16 protein-coding genes are annotated in these 15,984 nt (G+C 71.7%); 5 read left to right on the forward strand and 11 right to left on the reverse strand.

The genetic code is table 11. The features are described from left to right. The first annotated feature begins 184 nt into the window (after nucleotides 1-184). The gene (locus tag ABS52_08860; GenBank protein ID ODT03596.1) at nucleotides 185-1,564 is read left to right on the forward strand and encodes a magnesium transporter; all 1,380 of its coding nucleotides are present in this window, start codon (nucleotides 185-187) and stop codon (nucleotides 1,562-1,564) included. Further along, nucleotides 1,561-2,472, forward strand: a complete 912-nt coding sequence (locus ABS52_08865) for a hypothetical protein (GenBank protein ID ODT03560.1) — start codon at nucleotides 1,561-1,563, stop codon at nucleotides 2,470-2,472. Before ABS52_08860 ends, ABS52_08865 begins: the two co-directional genes overlap by 4 nt. A 61-nt stretch (nucleotides 2,473-2,533) precedes the next feature. Here the strand turns inward: ABS52_08865 and ABS52_08870 are convergent, their stop codons facing one another. Together ABS52_08870 and ABS52_08875 are read right to left on the reverse strand one after the other, a co-directional pair. Next, nucleotides 2,534-3,262, reverse strand: coding sequence for a hypothetical protein (locus ABS52_08870; GenBank protein ID ODT03561.1), 729 nt, complete (start codon nucleotides 3,260-3,262; stop codon nucleotides 2,534-2,536). Nucleotides 3,263-3,290: 28 nt separating this feature from the next. After that, a complete protein-coding gene (locus tag ABS52_08875) occupies nucleotides 3,291-4,172 on the reverse strand; it encodes a hypothetical protein (protein ID ODT03562.1) in 882 nt (293 codons plus the stop codon). Between the two features lie 133 nt (nucleotides 4,173-4,305). On the opposite strand from ABS52_08875, the gene ABS52_08880 reads away from it, so the two are divergent. From ABS52_08880 to ABS52_08890, 3 genes are all read left to right on the forward strand, one after another. Beyond that, nucleotides 4,306-5,175 carry a hypothetical protein gene (locus ABS52_08880; GenBank protein ID ODT03563.1) on the forward strand — a complete coding sequence of 290 codons (870 nt, stop codon included), beginning with the start codon at nucleotides 4,306-4,308 and terminating at the stop codon, nucleotides 5,173-5,175. A 104-nt stretch (nucleotides 5,176-5,279) separates the two neighbouring features. Then, entirely contained in the window at nucleotides 5,280-5,480 is a 201-nt protein-coding gene (locus tag ABS52_08885) for a hypothetical protein (GenBank protein ODT03597.1), read from the forward strand. A gap of 140 nt (nucleotides 5,481-5,620) precedes the next feature. Continuing rightward, nucleotides 5,621-5,977, forward strand: coding sequence for a hypothetical protein (locus ABS52_08890; GenBank protein ODT03564.1), 357 nt, complete (start codon nucleotides 5,621-5,623; stop codon nucleotides 5,975-5,977). A 22-nt stretch (nucleotides 5,978-5,999) separates the two neighbouring features. Here ABS52_08890 and ABS52_08895 read toward each other — a convergent pair whose 3' ends face one another. From ABS52_08895 to ABS52_08935, 9 genes are all read right to left on the reverse strand, one after another. After that, nucleotides 6,000-7,493, reverse strand: a complete 1,494-nt coding sequence (locus ABS52_08895; GenBank protein ODT03565.1) for a hypothetical protein — start codon at nucleotides 7,491-7,493, stop codon at nucleotides 6,000-6,002. A 15-nt stretch (nucleotides 7,494-7,508) separates the two neighbouring features. Then, nucleotides 7,509-8,360, reverse strand: a complete 852-nt coding sequence (locus ABS52_08900) for a hypothetical protein (protein ID ODT03566.1) — start codon at nucleotides 8,358-8,360, stop codon at nucleotides 7,509-7,511. After that, entirely contained in the window at nucleotides 8,303-9,490 is a 1,188-nt protein-coding gene (locus ABS52_08905; protein ODT03567.1) for a hypothetical protein, read from the reverse strand. Before ABS52_08905 ends, ABS52_08900 begins: the two co-directional genes overlap by 58 nt. Next, nucleotides 9,490-10,425 (reverse strand): hypothetical protein, encoded by a 936-nt coding sequence (locus ABS52_08910; protein ID ODT03568.1) that lies wholly within the window; start codon nucleotides 10,423-10,425, stop codon nucleotides 9,490-9,492. Before ABS52_08910 ends, ABS52_08905 begins: the two co-directional genes overlap by 1 nt. A 143-nt stretch (nucleotides 10,426-10,568) precedes the next feature. Then, nucleotides 10,569-11,192: a DtxR family transcriptional regulator gene (locus tag ABS52_08915; GenBank protein ID ODT03598.1), complete on the reverse strand. Its 624-nt coding sequence runs from the start codon at nucleotides 11,190-11,192 to the stop codon at nucleotides 10,569-10,571. A 177-nt stretch (nucleotides 11,193-11,369) separates the two neighbouring features. Further along, nucleotides 11,370-11,819: a hypothetical protein gene (locus ABS52_08920; GenBank protein ODT03599.1), complete on the reverse strand. Its 450-nt coding sequence runs from the start codon at nucleotides 11,817-11,819 to the stop codon at nucleotides 11,370-11,372. Continuing rightward, nucleotides 11,819-13,201 (reverse strand): divalent metal cation transporter, encoded by a 1,383-nt coding sequence (locus ABS52_08925; GenBank protein ODT03569.1) that lies wholly within the window; start codon nucleotides 13,199-13,201, stop codon nucleotides 11,819-11,821. Before ABS52_08925 ends, ABS52_08920 begins: the two co-directional genes overlap by 1 nt. 134 nt (nucleotides 13,202-13,335) lie before the next feature. Next, nucleotides 13,336-14,181, reverse strand: coding sequence for a polysaccharide deacetylase (locus ABS52_08930; GenBank protein ODT03600.1), 846 nt, complete (start codon nucleotides 14,179-14,181; stop codon nucleotides 13,336-13,338). Between the two features lie 222 nt (nucleotides 14,182-14,403). Then, complete coding sequence (locus tag ABS52_08935) at nucleotides 14,404-15,924, reverse strand: hypothetical protein (GenBank protein ID ODT03570.1); 1,521 nt, start codon at nucleotides 15,922-15,924, stop codon at nucleotides 14,404-14,406. Between the last annotated feature and the right edge of the window lie 60 nt (nucleotides 15,925-15,984).

A 15,984-nucleotide genomic window follows, 5' to 3' on the forward strand; every position in this document is an offset into this window, starting at 1 on the left:
CCCTGCGGCGCACAGCCAGCCCTGCGCGGCGTCGGCGCCCTCTCTGACAGCGGCATGCCGCAAAGGGTTGGTTTCGCGTCGCGCCGCGCGCTTGTTCGCCCTGTACGACGCCCGTAACTTGCGGCGCCTCGAGCGGCTGGCTCGGCCGCTCCTCCCTGCCGCACCTCGCCGGAGGGCGTCGATGATGCCACCACAACGCAACCAGGACAGCGAGCTCGCAGCCCTCCTCGCCCCTGACATCCTCGTGATGCTCGAGGAGTCACCGGCCGACGTGGCGGCAGAGACCGAGGAGCTGCACCCGAAGAGCCTCGCCGACGTGGCCGAGGCATTGCCGCGCGACCGCGTCACCGAGCTGCTGCGCGCCCTCCCCGCGGCGCGCGCCGCCGACGTGCTCGAGTACCTCGACGAAGAGCTGCGCACCGAACTGCTCGAGACGATGACCACCGAGCAGGCCGTCGCCCTCGTCTCCGAGATGACGCCGGACGATCGCGCGGATGTGCTCGAGGAGCTCGAGGAAGAGACCGCCGACGAGATCCTGCACGACCTGCCCGACGCGGCGCGACAGGAGACGGAGCGCCTCCTCCAGTACGACACGGACTCGGCCGGCGGGCTCATGACCACGGAGTTCGTCTCCGTGATGCAGGACCTCACCGTCGAGGAGGCGCTGGCCATCGTGCGCGTGGCCGCGCGCTCGGGACGCAAGGAGGCGATGCACGCGCTCTATGTGACCGACGAGCGCGGGTCGCTGGTCGGGGTGATGTCGCTGCGCGAACTCGTCGCCGCTCCCGACGGGAGCAAGGTGTCCGACGTCGCCTGGACGGAAGTGGTGCAGGTGTCCGCCACCGCCGATCGTGCCGAGGTGGCTCGCGTCACCTCGGAGTACGACCTCGTCGCCGTCCCCGTGGTCGATGCGTTCGAGCGCATCATCGGTGTCATCACCGTCGACGACGTCATCGACGCCATCGTCGAGGAACAGACGGAGGACGTGCAGAAGCTGGGGGCCGTGCAGCCGCTCGAGGAACCGTACTTCACGGTCGGCTTCTGGAGCGTCGCCCGCAAGCGCGTGGGCTGGCTGGTCTTCCTCTTCGTCGGCGAGATGTTCACGGGGACGGCCATGCGCGCCTACGAGGACACGCTGGCCTCGGCCATCGCCCTCACCCTGTTCATTCCGCTCATCATCAGCTCCGGCGGCAACTCGGGGTCGCAATCCGCGACGCTGATCACGCGCGCCCTCGCCGTCGGCGACGTGGAGCTGCGCGACGCCCTGCGAATCCTGCTGCGCGAGCTGGGCCAGGGCGTCGTGCTGGGCGCCTGCCTGGGGGCGATCGGGTTCGCGCGCGCGCTCATGTGGGGGAGCACGCAGACGCTCGCCCTGGTCGTCTCGCTCACGCTGGTCATGGTCGTCCTGGTCGGCTCGGTGGTCGGCGCCATGCTCCCGCTGGTCTTCAAGCGACTCGGCTTCGACCCCGCCATCGCCTCGTCGCCCTTCGTCGCCTCGCTCGTCGACGTCACGGGGCTGGTGATCTACTTCTCCATCGCCCGCCAGCTGCTCCACATCGGATGAGGGGAGGGCCGCTGCCGGTGGAGCGTGCCGCCCTGACGCCGGGCATCGCCACGCTCGCCGTTCTCGGCTCCGCCTTTGCCTTTTCGTCGACCACCATCGCGACGATCATCGCCACGCGCGAAGGCGTCCCGCTCTCCACCGTCGTCACCGGGCGGTTCCTGCTGGCCGCGCTCCTCCTCGCCCCCCTCGTCGGCGGATGGCGCGCGCTCCGCCTCCCGCGCCTCCACGTGCGCCGGCTGGTCGTGTGGGGCGGCATCGGCCAAGCCGTACTGAACATCCTCAACCTTTCGGCGCTCGACTACATCCCGGCAGCGACGACGGTCTTCCTGTTCTACACCTTTCCCGCCTGGGTGGCGATCTTCGCCGCCGTGCGCGGGACGGAGCGTGTCGGGCGGCGTCGCCTCGCCGCGCTCGTCCTTTCCCTTGCCGGGATCGTGGTGATCGTCGGATCTCCCGGGGCCGAGCCCATCGCCCCGATCGGGGCGGCGCTCTCCCTCTCCGCGGCGGTCGTCTACGCCCTGTACATCCCTCTCCTCCGCCAGCTGCAAATGGGCACGACCCCGGCCATCGCAACCTTCTACATCGCGGTCGGCGTCTGCCTCTTCCTCGGTGGCTACGCCGCCCTGCGCGGCCAACTCGCCTGGCCCACCGCCGCGCCGGCGGTGGGGGCGATCGCCTGGTTGGCGCTGGTCCCGACGGTCATCGCCTTCCAGCTCATGCTCCGCGGGCTCGAGACGCTCGGTCCGGTGCGCACCGCCATCATCTCGACCGCCGAACCCTTCAGCGCTGCCCTCCTCGCCGCGCTGATCCTGGGCCAGCCGTTCACCCTCCCCACGATGGCCGGCGGTGCACTGATCGCGATCGCGGTCCTCCTGTTGCAGCGCGCGGAGGGCGCCGGCGCGTCGTGACGTAGCGGCGCGACTGCATGTGGCGCCCCCGGCGCCGCCAGGTCGCGCGCCCGCCGCGCCGCTAGATCTCGCGCCTGCGGCGCGCCTGGATTTCGCGCCCGCGGCGCGCCACCACCGCGGCCCCGATCACGGCGATGGCTGCGAAGGAGAACCACTGCACGGCGTAGCTGCGGTGCGACCCCTCGTCGAGGACGGGAGTGGGGAGCCGCATGAGGTGGGTGATGGAATCGCGCTGTTCCTCACCCAGCCGTTGCACCACGACGAACGGGGCCACGCGCTCGCCCAGGCGGGCCTCGACGCTGTCGCGCACCAGGTGCCGGATCCCCCGCGGCTGCGACGCCGTCGACACCATCCCCTTTCCGGGGACGAATTCCTCCAGGTAGCCCTCCACCATCGCCGAGTCGCCCTCGTGCCACTTGGCGAGGTCCACCGACATCCCGTCGGCGGCGTACGCCCATCCACGGTTCACCAGCACCGGGGGACCATCGCCGGCCACCACGACGGGGGTGAGCACCCACACGCCGGGGGCCCCGCTCCGGGCCCGCGACGTCAGGACGAGCTCGCGCGCGTAGTCGTAGCGCCCCGTCAGCTGCACCTGGCGGTAGCGCGCGGTGGCCGAGTCCCGCGTCGCCTCGGCATACCCCTCCGGCGCCCCCGCGAGGCGCGCCGCCATCTCGCGATTGAACGCGCGGCGCTCGCCAAGCCGGGACAGCTGCCAGACGCCGAGGCGAACGCACCCCGCGGCCAGCACGAACGCGAAGAGGATGAATCCAAGGGTACGGCGAGGCATGCGGAAAGGGGTTGGCGAAGGGCGAAAGCTAGCGGCGCGAGGGTCTCGCTTGCGCGGTCGGCGTCAGGCACCCCTGGAAGAGCGACATCTGCTCGCCCAGGTCCTCGGGCGCCACCGTCGGGATGCCCAGGCGCTGTTGCAGCTCGCGCAGCGACGCCGGGCTGTGCCCGGCGAAGTGGTTGTTGACGTATCCATGGACGGTTCGCACGCGCGCCGCGAGCGACGGGAGCACCTGCGCCCAGGCCGACAGCTCGCGCGAGCGATCCACCTGGATGCGCGAGTAGTCCACCAGGTCGCGATTCGGCCCCATCCATCGCACGTAGGCAAAGTCCGCGGTCGGGCGCTCGGCGAGCGCGAGCATCGTCTTGCGCGGAATCCAGCGCGCGTCGGTGAGCGTCAGTGCGACGCGGTGCTCGGCAAGGAGGGCAATGAGCCCGTCGTGTATCCACCCGCGCTGCCGGAACTCGATGGCGAAGTCGAGGTCCCGCGGCAGCGTGGGGAGGAAGGCGGCGAGGGCGGGAAGCTCGGCGGGGACGAAATCCGGACCCAGCTGGATCAGGATAGGCCCCAGCTTGTCGCCGAGGAGGCGGGCGCGGTCGGCGAAGAGGGCGAGGAGCTCGCCCGAGTTCCGTAGCCGGTTCTCGTGCGTGATCTCCTGCGGGAGCTTGAGGGCGAAGCGGAACCCGGCCGGGACGCGTTCTCCCCACCCCTTCACCGTCCTGGCCGGTGGCGTGGCGTAGAAAGTCGAGTCGACCTCCACCGTATCGAAGGCGCGGGCGTAGACGGTGAGGTAGTCGGCGCTCCTGGTCCCGGGCGGATAGAACGGGCCGACCCAGGCATCGTAGTTCCACCCCTGCGCTCCGAGTCGGATGGCAGGGGACGTGACAACCGGCGAGGTGGACGACTTCATCCTGGCGAAGCGGTGTCGGAGTGCATCGTGGCAATGCTCTGGGTTGGCGGGCGAGTGTCAAGCACCCATCGGGACTTGCGTCCCAGTATCAAGGTGATATCATGTCGATACCATCAACGGAGACGCACGGTCCATGTTTCGCGAGATCACCAAGTCGGGCACCAACGGCCTGGCGGCGTTGGTCCTCTCACTCCTCGTCGGCGCCGTGGGCGTGCAACGCATCGTCGCCGGCGCGCGGGGCGACATCCCGTCCATGGCGATCGTCGGTGGGCTCCTCCTCTTCGTCGCCATCTTCGCGTTGAGCGGGCTGTTCACGGTGCAACCCAACGAGGGGAAGGTCCTCACCCTCTTCGGGAAGTACGTCGGGACGGTGCGCCAGGCGGGGCTGTTCTGGGCCAACCCTTTCTATACCAAGAAGGCGGTCTCGCTCCGTGTGCGGAACTTCGAGACGGCGAAGCTCAAGGTGAACGACAACCACTCCAACCCGATCGAGATCGGCGCGGTGGTGGTCTGGAAGGTGGTCGATACCGCCGAGGCGATGTTCGAGGTCGACGACTACTCGCACTTCGTGGTGATGCAGTCCGAGGCTGCGGTCCGGGCGCTGGCCCAGTCGTATCCGTACGACGCGCACGGCCACGACGAGGTGGCGCTGAGCACGCATCCGCAGGAAGTCTCCAAGGCGTTGCAGCAGGCGGTGGCCGACCGGCTGCACAAGGCCGGTGTCGAGGTGATCGAGGCGCGCATCAGCCACCTGGCCTACGCGCCGGAGATCGCGAGCGCGATGCTGCGGCGCCAGCAGGCGGCGGCCATCATCGCCGCCCGCCAGAAGATCGTCGAGGGGGCCGTCGGGATGGTCGAAAACGCCCTGTCGATGATCGGCGAAAGCGGGCTCGTGACGCTCGACGAGGAGCGGAAGGCGGCGATGGTGAGCAACCTCCTGGTCGTCCTCTGCTCGGACCGCGATGCGCAGCCCGTGGTGAACACCGGGACGCTGTACCAGTGAGGCCCGTCTCGTGAGCGAGGTGTCGCACCGGGCCGTGTCCGCCTCCCGCACGCGCCGTGGGCGTGCGGGAGGTCGTGCCTCCCTCGTCCAACGGTGAGGCGGCGATGAGCGCGCGCCGTTCGTTCCTGCTCCGTGTGGATCCCGCGCTGCTCGACGCGGTGCAGCGCTGGGCCAACGACGACCTGCGCAGCCTGAACGGGCAGATCGAGTTCCTGCTGCGCAACGCGCTGCGCGAGGCGGGGCGCCTCCCCCGTCGCCCGGCCGATGCCGGCGAACCCTCACCGCACGATCCAGCGGCACAATGACGCTCGTCGCCAGGCTCCGCGCGCGGGGACACCCTCCCATCCTCGCCGCCACCCTCATCGGCGCCGCCCTCGTTCTCCTCGCCGGAGGGATGTACGTCCTCATCGGTTGACCGTCTCACCCTGTCCACGGATCGGCTCCCATGATCTTCGTCCCGCACGTCCCCACTGCGCACCCCACGCCGCGATCGCGGGCGCTCGCCGAGCGGCTGCGCGCGACGATCGCCGACTTCCAGGTGCGCGAACCGAAGGTGACCGACGAGGAGATCGCGCTGGCACTGCGCGAGGCGCAGCCTCACGCCCCCACGCCGCCGCAAAACCGGATGATCTCCGCCCTGGTGGCCCTCGCCGCGGGGCTGGTGGCATTCGGGCTCGTCCTCGCCACCCTGCGGGACGGGCGCGCCGGCGAGGCGCCGCCCACCATCGCGATCTCGGGCGTCATCGTCGCGCTCCTCGTCGCCTTCGCGGTCCTCATGGTGCGGCTGCGCAGCCGCCGCTGACGCGCGTTGGCGCCCCGCGCACCTAACGATAGGTTTCGAAGAAGCCCGTCCCCTCACCGGCCACCACCGCGCCGTCGATGCGCCCGCTCAGGCGCGCCACCCCCTTCATCTGGATGAACCACGGACGCGGGATGCGTCGCGCCAGGCCGGTCTCGCCGCGCTCGGCCAGGGCGGTTCGCGTGTCGGTCGCCGTCGCGTCCTCGATGGCGAGCTCGAGGCGCAGGGTGTCCGGGCCGCGCACGTCCAGCATCACCGCCCGCGCGGGGACGCGCAGCGTGGTCGTCCCCACCGCCACCCGCCGCGCGTCGTCGTATTGCACCTCGCGGGGCCGGAAGACGGCGCGGAAGCCGAGCGAGTCGACCAGGTAGAGGAAGAGCGGGGCGTCGGCCATGAGCGAGTCGGGGGCCTGCACGCGGCCGTAGAGGACCGTGTAGCTCCCGGCACGCGCCGCCCCCCAGTCCCAGGTGACGCCGCGCCAGGTCCCCCAGTTGTGGTCGTGGTAGGCCTGCGCCCCATCGTACCGCTCGCAGCGCGCACCGGTGCACAGCGTCCCCGACGCCGACGCCCGGAGCCCGGCAACCACGTACCCCGACACGAAGTCACCGGCGCCTAACGACGTACCGGGGAAGTACGCCCGCGGGGCCGGCGCCACCACGAGATCCACGGTGGCCGGCGCCGACCCGTCCTCCGCCGGGATCCGCGCCCGCACGGCGTAGCGCCCGTCGGCGAGGACGCGCACGAAGGCGTCGCCAAGCTGCAGGTCGGCGTCGTCCGTGGAATAGCGCACCCGCGACCGGTCCACGAGCCGCGAATAGCGCCGGGCAGGCTTCCCCTCCTCGTGCAGCGTCAGGAGGAGCTGCCCGCCCCACTCGCCGCGCGGCACCTCGCCCCCCAGCAGGAAGGTGAGGAAGGCCCAGCGCTTCCGGTCGGGGGAGACGACGTTGAAGTAGTGCCACTCGCCCCAGCTCGCCGGGTCGCGCACGCCGGCCGGCGTCTCGTGGAAGTGGTCGATGTCGTCGCGCAGCTGCGCCTCGCTCGGCGTGGCCCACCGGCGGTCGCCGGCATCGTCGTCCCAGCGCCCCGCCACCAGCGCGGGTGCCGCCCCCACCGCGCGCGTCAGGGACGGGATCTCCCCCGACGCGCGCACCGCCAACTCCCCGGTGCGCGCGCCGCGCAGGTACAGGAGCTTCCCCTCCATCTGCGGCGCCGCCGCGCGCACCAGCGGCTGGAGCCGGGGGGACGCCAGCAGCTGCAAGTAGACGAAGCGCGCGTTGGCCACGCTGAACCACATCCCCCCCACCCCACCGGTCTTGAGCAGCTCGAGGTCGACGCCGTCGGGAAGGACGGTCACCTCGCCTCCCCCCACCAGGGTCTCGTCGCGCGACTGGATGACCATCGCCTCGCCGATCGAGAGGAGCGTGATCATCACCCCAACGCCCAGGCCGAAGCCGGCCAGGAGGAGGAACGAACGCCACGGCCGCAGGACGAGGTTGCGCAGGGCGAGGGTGACGATCATCGGCGTCGCAACGAATCAGCCACGCGGGCGGCGGAATGGTGAGGCTTCGGCGGCGACCGACGGCGATGATGTGATTCGGGGGGGGCCCCCCGACTCCGCCGCCGCATTCGGCTCGTCCGACACCACCACCCCGTCCACCATGTGCACCACCCGGCGCGCCGCCCGTGCCAGCACCTCGTCGTGCGTCACCACCACGATCGTCATCCCGTCGGCATTCAGCCGCTCGAAGAGGGCGATCACCTCGCGCCCGGTGCGCGCATCGAGCTCTCCCGTGGGCTCATCCGCCAGGAGCAAGTCCGGACCGTTGGCGAGCGCCCGCGCGATCGCCACCCGCTGCTGCTCTCCCCCCGACAGCTCCGCCGGCCGGTGCCCCCCGCGGGCCCCCAGCCCCACGTACGCCAGCAGCTCGCGCGCCCGCTCCCGCCGCGCCCCCTTCGCCACCCCGGCCTCGGCCATCGGAAGCTCCACGTTCTCCAGCGCCGTCAGCATCGGCATCAGGTAGAACCGCTGGAAGACGAACCCCACGTGCCGCAGGCGGAACTCGGTCGCCTCGCGGTCGCGCATGTGCGACACGTCGCGCCCGCGCAGCAGCACCGCCCCGCGCGTGGGGTGGTCGATCGCGCCCAGCAGGTTGAGGAGTGACGACTTCCCGCACCCCGAGGGACCGACGATCGCGACGTACTCCCCGGGATGAATGGCGAGCGACACGCCGCGCAGGGCCTGCACCGGGACGCCGGCCAGCGCGTACTCGCGCACCAGGTCCTGCGCCTGCAACAGCGGCGCCCCGCGCTCCCGCTCGCCCCCCGCCGTCATGACACGGCCTCCGTACGCAACGTGGTCGCGATCGGGAGCGAGGCCGCGCGCCACGCCGGGAACGCCCCGGCCAGCGTCGCCGTCGCGACCAGCAGCCCGAACGACTGGTAGGCCGCGCGCGGCTCGAAGACGAAGAAGTCGATCGCCGCCGGGAGTCCGGGGAACGTTCGCAGGATCGCGTTGAGGTACTGCGCGGTCGCCAGCCCCAGCGCGAGCCCCAGCACCGTCCCCAGCACGCTGATCGCCAGCCCTTCCAGCATCACCTGCTGCGCCACGTGCGGGCGCGAGATCCCGATCGCCCGCATCACCGCCATCTCGCCGACGCGTTCCTGCACGCTCACCGTCACCAGCGTGCTCACGAGGAGGAATCCCACCGTCAGGCTCACCGACCCCAGGATGAAGGCCAGCTGCCGGAAGTAGCTCAGGCGCTCCTCCACCGACCGGACGGCGTCGGCCGTGGCGATCGCCGTCACGCGCGGGAGCGCGCGCTCGATGCGCGTGCGCAACGACTCCGCGTCCACTCCCGGCGCCGACTTCACCATGATGAGCGATACCTCGTCGGTGCCGTGCCGGGCGTCCATCGACTGCACGTCGGCCAGCGGCAGCGCCACCGCCACCTGGTCGCTCGCGAGGTAGAGGAAGCGCCCCACCCCCGCCACCACCACGCGTCGCCGGGCCGTCCAGGTGCGCAGCTGCGCGTCGTAGCCGCCGGCCACCTCCAGCGAGTCTCCCACCTTCGCCCCCGTGCGCGCCAGGAACCGCGCATTCACCACCATCCGGCCGGGCGCCAGCGCGTCCTCCCCCGCCACCATCTCGTAGTCCCCCTGCACCTCGGGGCGGACCCCCAGCGTGAAGACCGCGTCGGCGTCGTCGCCGCGCACCACGTGCAACGTCGTCCCCAGCACCGGCGACAGCATCGCCACCCCCGGGATCGCACGCAGCGTGGACTCGGCGCCCGCCGCCCGGGCGATGCGCGCCTCGGTGTCGAAGGGGAGCGTCCCTTTCGGCGTCAGGCGGACCTCGAATCCCTGACGCGTCAGGAGGGCGCGGAACGACAGCTGCATCCCGCTGGCCAGCATCACCATGTCCAGGAGCATGGCGGCCGAGACGGCGACGCCGAGGACGGCCAGCGCCGTGCGCACCGGGTGGCGGCGGAGCGACGCGAGGGCGAGTGTGCGCCGCATCAGCGACCAAAGAGGGAAAGCGGGGGAACCCCCGTCAGGCGCCGGGCCGCCAGCGCCCCCGCCCCCACGCCGAGGACCAGCGACAGCGAGACCGCGAAGAGCACCGTCCCCGGCGTCACCAGCGAGAAGGCGAGCGGGGTGCGGTACAGCGCCTGGTAGTGCCAGTTGATGATCCGCGAGCTGGCATACCCGAAGGCCACCCCCGCCGCGCTCCCCAGCAGGGCAATGCACGACGCCTCCAGCACGACGGCCGCGGTGACGGTGCGGCGCGAGATGCCCAGCAGGCGCAACGCCGCCACGTCACGCCGGCGTTCCTCGACCTTGAGGAGCATGATGCACAAGAGGAAGATCGCGCTGGCCACGATCGTGATGACCCCGATGGCGCGATTGAAGCGCGACACGACGGCGAAGGTCCGCGACGACGCGGCTGCGACGTCCCGCGACTCGTGGGCGCGAAAGCCGAAGCTCCGGGCGTTGATCGCCGCCACCGCCGGCGCCGTCGCCCCCGGCGCGACGCGCACCGCGAACCGATCCACCTGGTCGCCGGTGCCGGCCAGGGATTGCAGCTGGTCGAGGTGGAGGCGCACGCGATACTCGGCGCGGGCCACCTCCGACGGGTCGGCGCGGCGCCGCACGATCGCGCCCACGACCACGCGCTCCCCCTCGCCCCCGGGCACCGCCGAGACCTCGAGCGTGTCGCCCAGGCCGATCCCGTGGTCGCGCACCAGCCGCTCGTCGATGGCGATGCTGCGGGTGGAATCGCCCCGGTCACCCCTCTCGGCGCGCGCGATCGGGGGCCGGAGTGCCGCCGGCCGCTGCCCCGCGCCGGGACCGGGCTGTCCCCGCACACTGCCCCACGCCGTCAGGAGCGCGAGCGCCAGCGTGCTGGCGGCGAGGAGGGCGGTGCGCCGTGCGGTCGGGTGTGAGACGTCCATGCTCGACTGGAAGAACGGCGCCGTGCCCCGGTGCGTTCCCCGGTGCGTTCCCCGGTGCGTTCTCCGGTGCGTTCCCCGGTGCGTTCCCCGGTGCGTTCCCCGGTGCGTTCCCCGGTGCATTCCCGGACCGGCTCGCGCCGCCGTCAGTCCGGGAGGAGCTCCACCATCACCCGCGAGGCCAGCGCCGGCCCCATCTGGCACGTCCCCCTCCCCACCTGCAACGTGAGCGGGCCGTCGAACGGGGCGCGGTCGGTCAGGGTGACGACGACACCGGGGCGAATCCCGATGTGGGCGAGGTAGCGCAGGAGCTCCGAGTCCTCGTCGCTGACGCGCTTCACCCGGGCGCGCCCCCCTCGCGCCATGTCCGACAGGGTACGGTGCCGCGTCTCGTCGATGATCCCTTCGCGCGTCGGGATCGGGTCGCCGTGCGGATCGGTGACCGGCTCCCCGACCGCCGCCGCCATCCGGTCCACCAGTTCATCGCTCACCGCGTGCTCGAGGCGTTCCGCCTCCTCGTGCACCCGGTCCCAGGGGTAGCCCAGCGCCTGCGCGAGGTACGTCTCGATGACCCGGTGCCGTCGGATGGTGCGCAGCGCCGCGCGGCGCCCCAGGGCGGTGAGGCGCACGCCACGGTAGCGCTCGTACGACACGAGTCCCTGGTCGGCCAGGCGCCGCACCATCCCGCTCACCGACGCGGCTGCAATCGACAGTTTGGCGGCGATGTCGTTCGTCGCCGCCGCCCCCCCGCCCTGCTCGATCCCGTAGATCGCCTTGAGGTAGTCCTCGACGGGCGCCGTGAGCGCCGTGGGGGCGCTGGCGCGCGGGTGCGTGCCCGCATTCGCCGTCCCCTTCCCCCCGCCCTTGCCCCCGCCCTTGCCCCGCGCCTTCTTGCGCGGCGGGACGGGCTTCGCCTTGCGCGCCGTCATGACGTCGTCATGACGTCGTCACGACGCCGTCGTGCGCCGGCCGCCCCCGGGGGCGCGCACCAGCAGGACGGGGATCGACGTCTCGTGCCGCACCGTGTTGGCCACGCTCCCGTGGATCACGTCCCCGATGAACTTGTGCCCGTGCGTCGCCATGGCGATCAGGTCGCAGTGCTCGCGCTCGGCGGCGGCGGTGATCTCGCGTCCGGGGTCGCCATTGGCCAGGATCGCCTCCGCGTGCAGCCCTTCGCTCACCAGCTCCCCGGCCACCCGCTCGATGTATTCCCGGTCCTGCCTCATCTCCTCCGACTCCCGCAGGTTGAGCGCCGCGAGGTTGCGCGCCGCCCACCCGTCGGCCACGTGGATGAGGACGATCGACGCCCCGCAGTGCCGGGCGAGGGGACGGACGTGCGCCAGGATGCAACTGTCCGTTGGGCTGTGCTCGAGCGGGACGAGGATGCGACGATACATCAGCGGATCCACTCGCCGACCGTCTGGACCAGCAGCCACGCATTGAGCGCGGCGATGACGGTGGCGACGATGTAGGCGAGGACCTTGAGCCAGGCGGGGTTGACGAACTCCCCCATCTTGACCCGGTCCGAGGTGAACATCACCAGCGGGAAGACGGCGAACGACAGCTGCAGCGAGAGGATCACCTGGCTCAGGAGGAGGAGCCGGGCGGTCCCGCTTTCGCCATACAAGATGGCCGTGATCGCGGCCGGCACAATGGCGATGGCCCGCGTGATGAGCCGCCGGAGCCAGGGGCGCAGGCGGATGTTGAGGAATCCCTCCATCACGATCTGCCCCGCCAGCGTCCCCGTCAGCGTCGAGTTCTGCCCCGACGCCAGCAGCGCGAGGGCGAAGACCGTGCTGGCCGCGCCCACGCCGAGGAGCGGGGAAAGGAGCTGGTACGCATCCTGGATCTCGGCGACGTGCGTGTTCCCCGTGCCATGAAACGTGGCAGCCGCAACGACGAGGATCGCGCCGTTGATGAACAACGCGAGCGAAAGCGCGATCGTGGAATCGGCGAAGGCGAAGCGCACCGCCTCGCGCCGCCCCTCGGCGGACTCCTCGTACTTGCGCGTCTGCACGATCGACGAGTGCAGGTACAGGTTGTGCGGCATGACGGTCGCCCCGAGGATCCCGATCGCGATGTAGAGCATCTCGCGGTCACGCAGGATCTGGCTCGACGGGATGAAGCCGCGCGCCACCTCGCGCAGGTCGGGACGCGCGATGAGCAGCTCGAACAGGAAGCAGAGCCCCACCACGGCCACCAGCGCGATCACCAGCGCCTCCAGGAGGCGGAATCCCTTGTGCTGCAGCCAGAGCACCAGGAGGACGTCGAACGCGGTGATGGCCACCCCCCAGGGGAGCGGGATGTCGAACAGGAGGTGGAGGGCGATCGCCGTCCCGATCACCTCCGCGAGATCGCAGGCGGCGATGGCCAGTTCGCAGAGGACCCAGAGGGCGAAGGCCACCGGGCGCGTGTAGTGGTCGCGGCACGCCTGGGCGAGGTCGCGGCCCGTGACGATCCCGAGCTTCGAGGCGAGTCCTTGCAGGAGGACCGCCATGAGGTTGGAGATGAGGATGACGCTCAGCAGCGTGTAGCCGAAGCGCGACCCGCCGGCGAGGTCCGTGGCCCAGTTGCCCGGATCCATGTACCCCACGGCCACCATGTAGCCGGGCCCGGCGAAGGCGAGCAGCTTGCGCCACCAGGTGAGCCCGTGCACCGGGATGGTGCGGTGCACCTCCGCCAGCGACGGCGTCTCGCGCGCGCGCCGCCAGCCGGCGTCGGCCGGCGGTGTCGGGGATGGCTCGGGTGCGGGTGATGCGGAGGCGGGCGACCTGCTCATGCTTTGGACCGGATGGGAGCGGCGCCGGTGGCTGGCGCGCGAATTCGAACGCGAGAACTCGAGATTTAGGATTCCCTAAACCTAGGGCCGTCGCGGTCGGCCGCGCAACACCGCCACCGTGCGGCGCGCGCTCCCTACCGCAGTCCGCCCTGCGCCTTCACGTATTCCGCCACCGCCCGGTGGGTCGCGAACCAGACGCCGGGCTTGGTCCTGATGTGGGCAATCAGCAGCTCGAGCGCCTTGATCCGCGAGCGGTGCCCCGAGACGTGCGGGTGCATCGTCAGGAGGAAGAGCGAGCGCTCCTCGTAGGCCCGGTCGAACTCGTCGATCCAGACCTGCGCCACCTCGCGTGGCGACGCGTAGTTGGTGCCGCGCGGGGAGAAGAGCGGGGCGTCGTCGAGGATCCATTCCACCGGGAGCTCGACGATCCCGGTCGCGCGGCCGTCCTGCTCCAGTTCGTACGGGGCGTCGTCGGCCATCAGCGACGACTCGTACAGGAAGCCCAGGTCGCGGACGATCGCCATCGTGTGGGGGGAGAAGTTCCACGAAGGGGCGCGATAGCCCACCGGGCGCGTCCCGGTGAGGGCCGTGAGCGTGTCGATCGCCTGTTGCACCAGGCGGCGCTCGACCTCGGCCGGGAGCGTCGTGTTCATCTCGTGGATCCAGCCATGCACCGCGAATTCGTGGCGTCCCGACCGCTGGATCACCCCCACCTGCCCCCGGTCGATCATGAGGCTCATGGCCGGGATGAAGAAGGTGGCCGGGATCGCATGGCGATCGAGGAGGCGCACCACGCGCGGGAGGCCGACGCGCGCCCCGTACTGTCCCTGCGACAGCTCCCCCACCGTCGGCTCCCCGAATCGCAGGTTCACCGTCTCGTTGTCGACGTCGAACGACAGCGCGACCGCGACGCGCGCGCCGCTGGGCCACGCCGTCGGCTTGAGCGACCGCCCGGCGCGCACCGCGTGAACCACCTGCATCACGGTGTCGGTGCTCCACTGCCATCCGGGCTTCACCGGGCGCTGGGACTGCGCCGCGGCGGGAAGGGCGAGGAGCGCCGCGGCGCACGACACGGCGCGGCGGGCGCGCGGGACGAGCGGGACGAGCGGGGCCTGGCGGGTGCGGAGCGGCATGGGGACCTGCACGGAAGGAGAGGGTGTGCGAGGGGGCGCGCGCGGGGAGCCCCCCGGGCGAGGCACCGCCTAACGACGAGCGTCCGGGACGCGCCCGAAGGCGGTGCGCCCCACCCGCAGCTCCGACACCCCCGCGCGCGGATCCAGCACGAAGGTCAGGACCTCGCCCCCGCCGCGCCCCCCGTCCCATCGGGCCATGAACGTGTCGTAGTGCCAGTGCTCGAGCGTCCCGGCCTTGCTCCTCCCCCACGCCGCCCGCAGGGCATCCCCCTGGCGCGTGACCGTGACGGTCCCGTTCAGCGAGTCGGCGTAGCTCCCCACGTAGCGGTCCAGCGGGAGCGACGGCCTCGTCCCCGGAACGCGGGCGCGCACGAAGGCGGCTTGCGCCTGGCGGGCCTGCTCGTCCAGCCCGTCGAACAGCGCCTTCACCTCGCGCGACCAGTCGCGCGGGGGGCGTCCGGACACCAGGTCCAGCGCGCGGTACATCAGGGCGTGCCGCAGTTCGGCGTGGTCGGCGTTGGCCAGGACGTACACGCCGACGCGCCGGGAGGGGACGAGGGCGATGAGCGCGCTCATCCCGTCGATGCTCCCGGTGTGCATCGCCACCTCGTCACCGGCGTAGCTGTGCAGGAACCACCCCAGCCCGTACGTCACGCGGTTGATCCCCGCCAGGGGCGCCGTCGGATAGAAGTCGCGCAGCGGGACGACGACCTGGGGGGCGAGCCAGTCGACGAAGCGCTCCTCCGACACCAGCCGGCGCCCTCCCACCCGCCCGGAGTCGAGGACGAAGCGCATCCAGCGCGCCATGTCCGAGACGCTCGACCAGACCGAGCCGGCGGCGGCCACCGGGTCGGTCGTCCGCTTCGGGACGACACGCAGCGCGCCGTCGACGACGTCGTGCGGCTTCGCCACGTTCGGCTGCCCCTCGGTCGAGGCCACGGTCGGGAGCGACTCGTCCATCCCCAGCGGGGCGAAGATGCGCGCGCGCACGAACGCGTCCCACGCGATCCCGGTGGCGGCGTGCAGCACCTCGCCCGCCATCAGGTACTGCACGTTCTGGTAGTTGTACTGGTTACGGAACGAGGCCGTCGGCTCCAGGAAGCGCATCCGCCGGATGATCTCGTCCGGCGGATGGTCGTTCCCGCCCCACAGCTGGTCGGCGCCGGGGAGCCCGGTGTGGTGCGTCAGGAGGTCGCGCACGGTGATCTCGCGCGTCATCACCGGGTCGTACAGCTGCAACGTCGGCAGGTAGCGCAGCACCGGGGCGTCGAGCGCCACCTTGCCGCTGTCGGCCGCCATCAGCAGCGCCAGCGTGGTCATCGCCTTGGTCGTGGACCCGATCGCGAAGCGGGTGTGGATGTCCACCGGCTCCGGCCGCCCCACCTCCCGCACGCCGTATCCCTTGGCGAAGAGGACCGAGTCACCGGCCACGATCGCGATGGCGAGCCCCGGGACGTTCCAGGCCCTCACCCCCTGCGTCACGTAGGCGTCGAAGGCGGCAAGGTTCGGCCGCTGCGCTCGCGCGCCAGGCGCGGCGAGTGTCGAGGCGAGGGCGGCCACCGCAAGGGCCGTCACGGCACGGGCGGGCATGCGAGCAGACAGACGGATGTGCGGGCGCATGAGATGCGGGCGGAGACGCGCCCAATCTAC

The organism is Gemmatimonadetes bacterium SCN 70-22, from assembly GCA_001724275.1.
GTDB lineage: Bacteria > Gemmatimonadota > Gemmatimonadetes > Gemmatimonadales > Gemmatimonadaceae > SCN-70-22.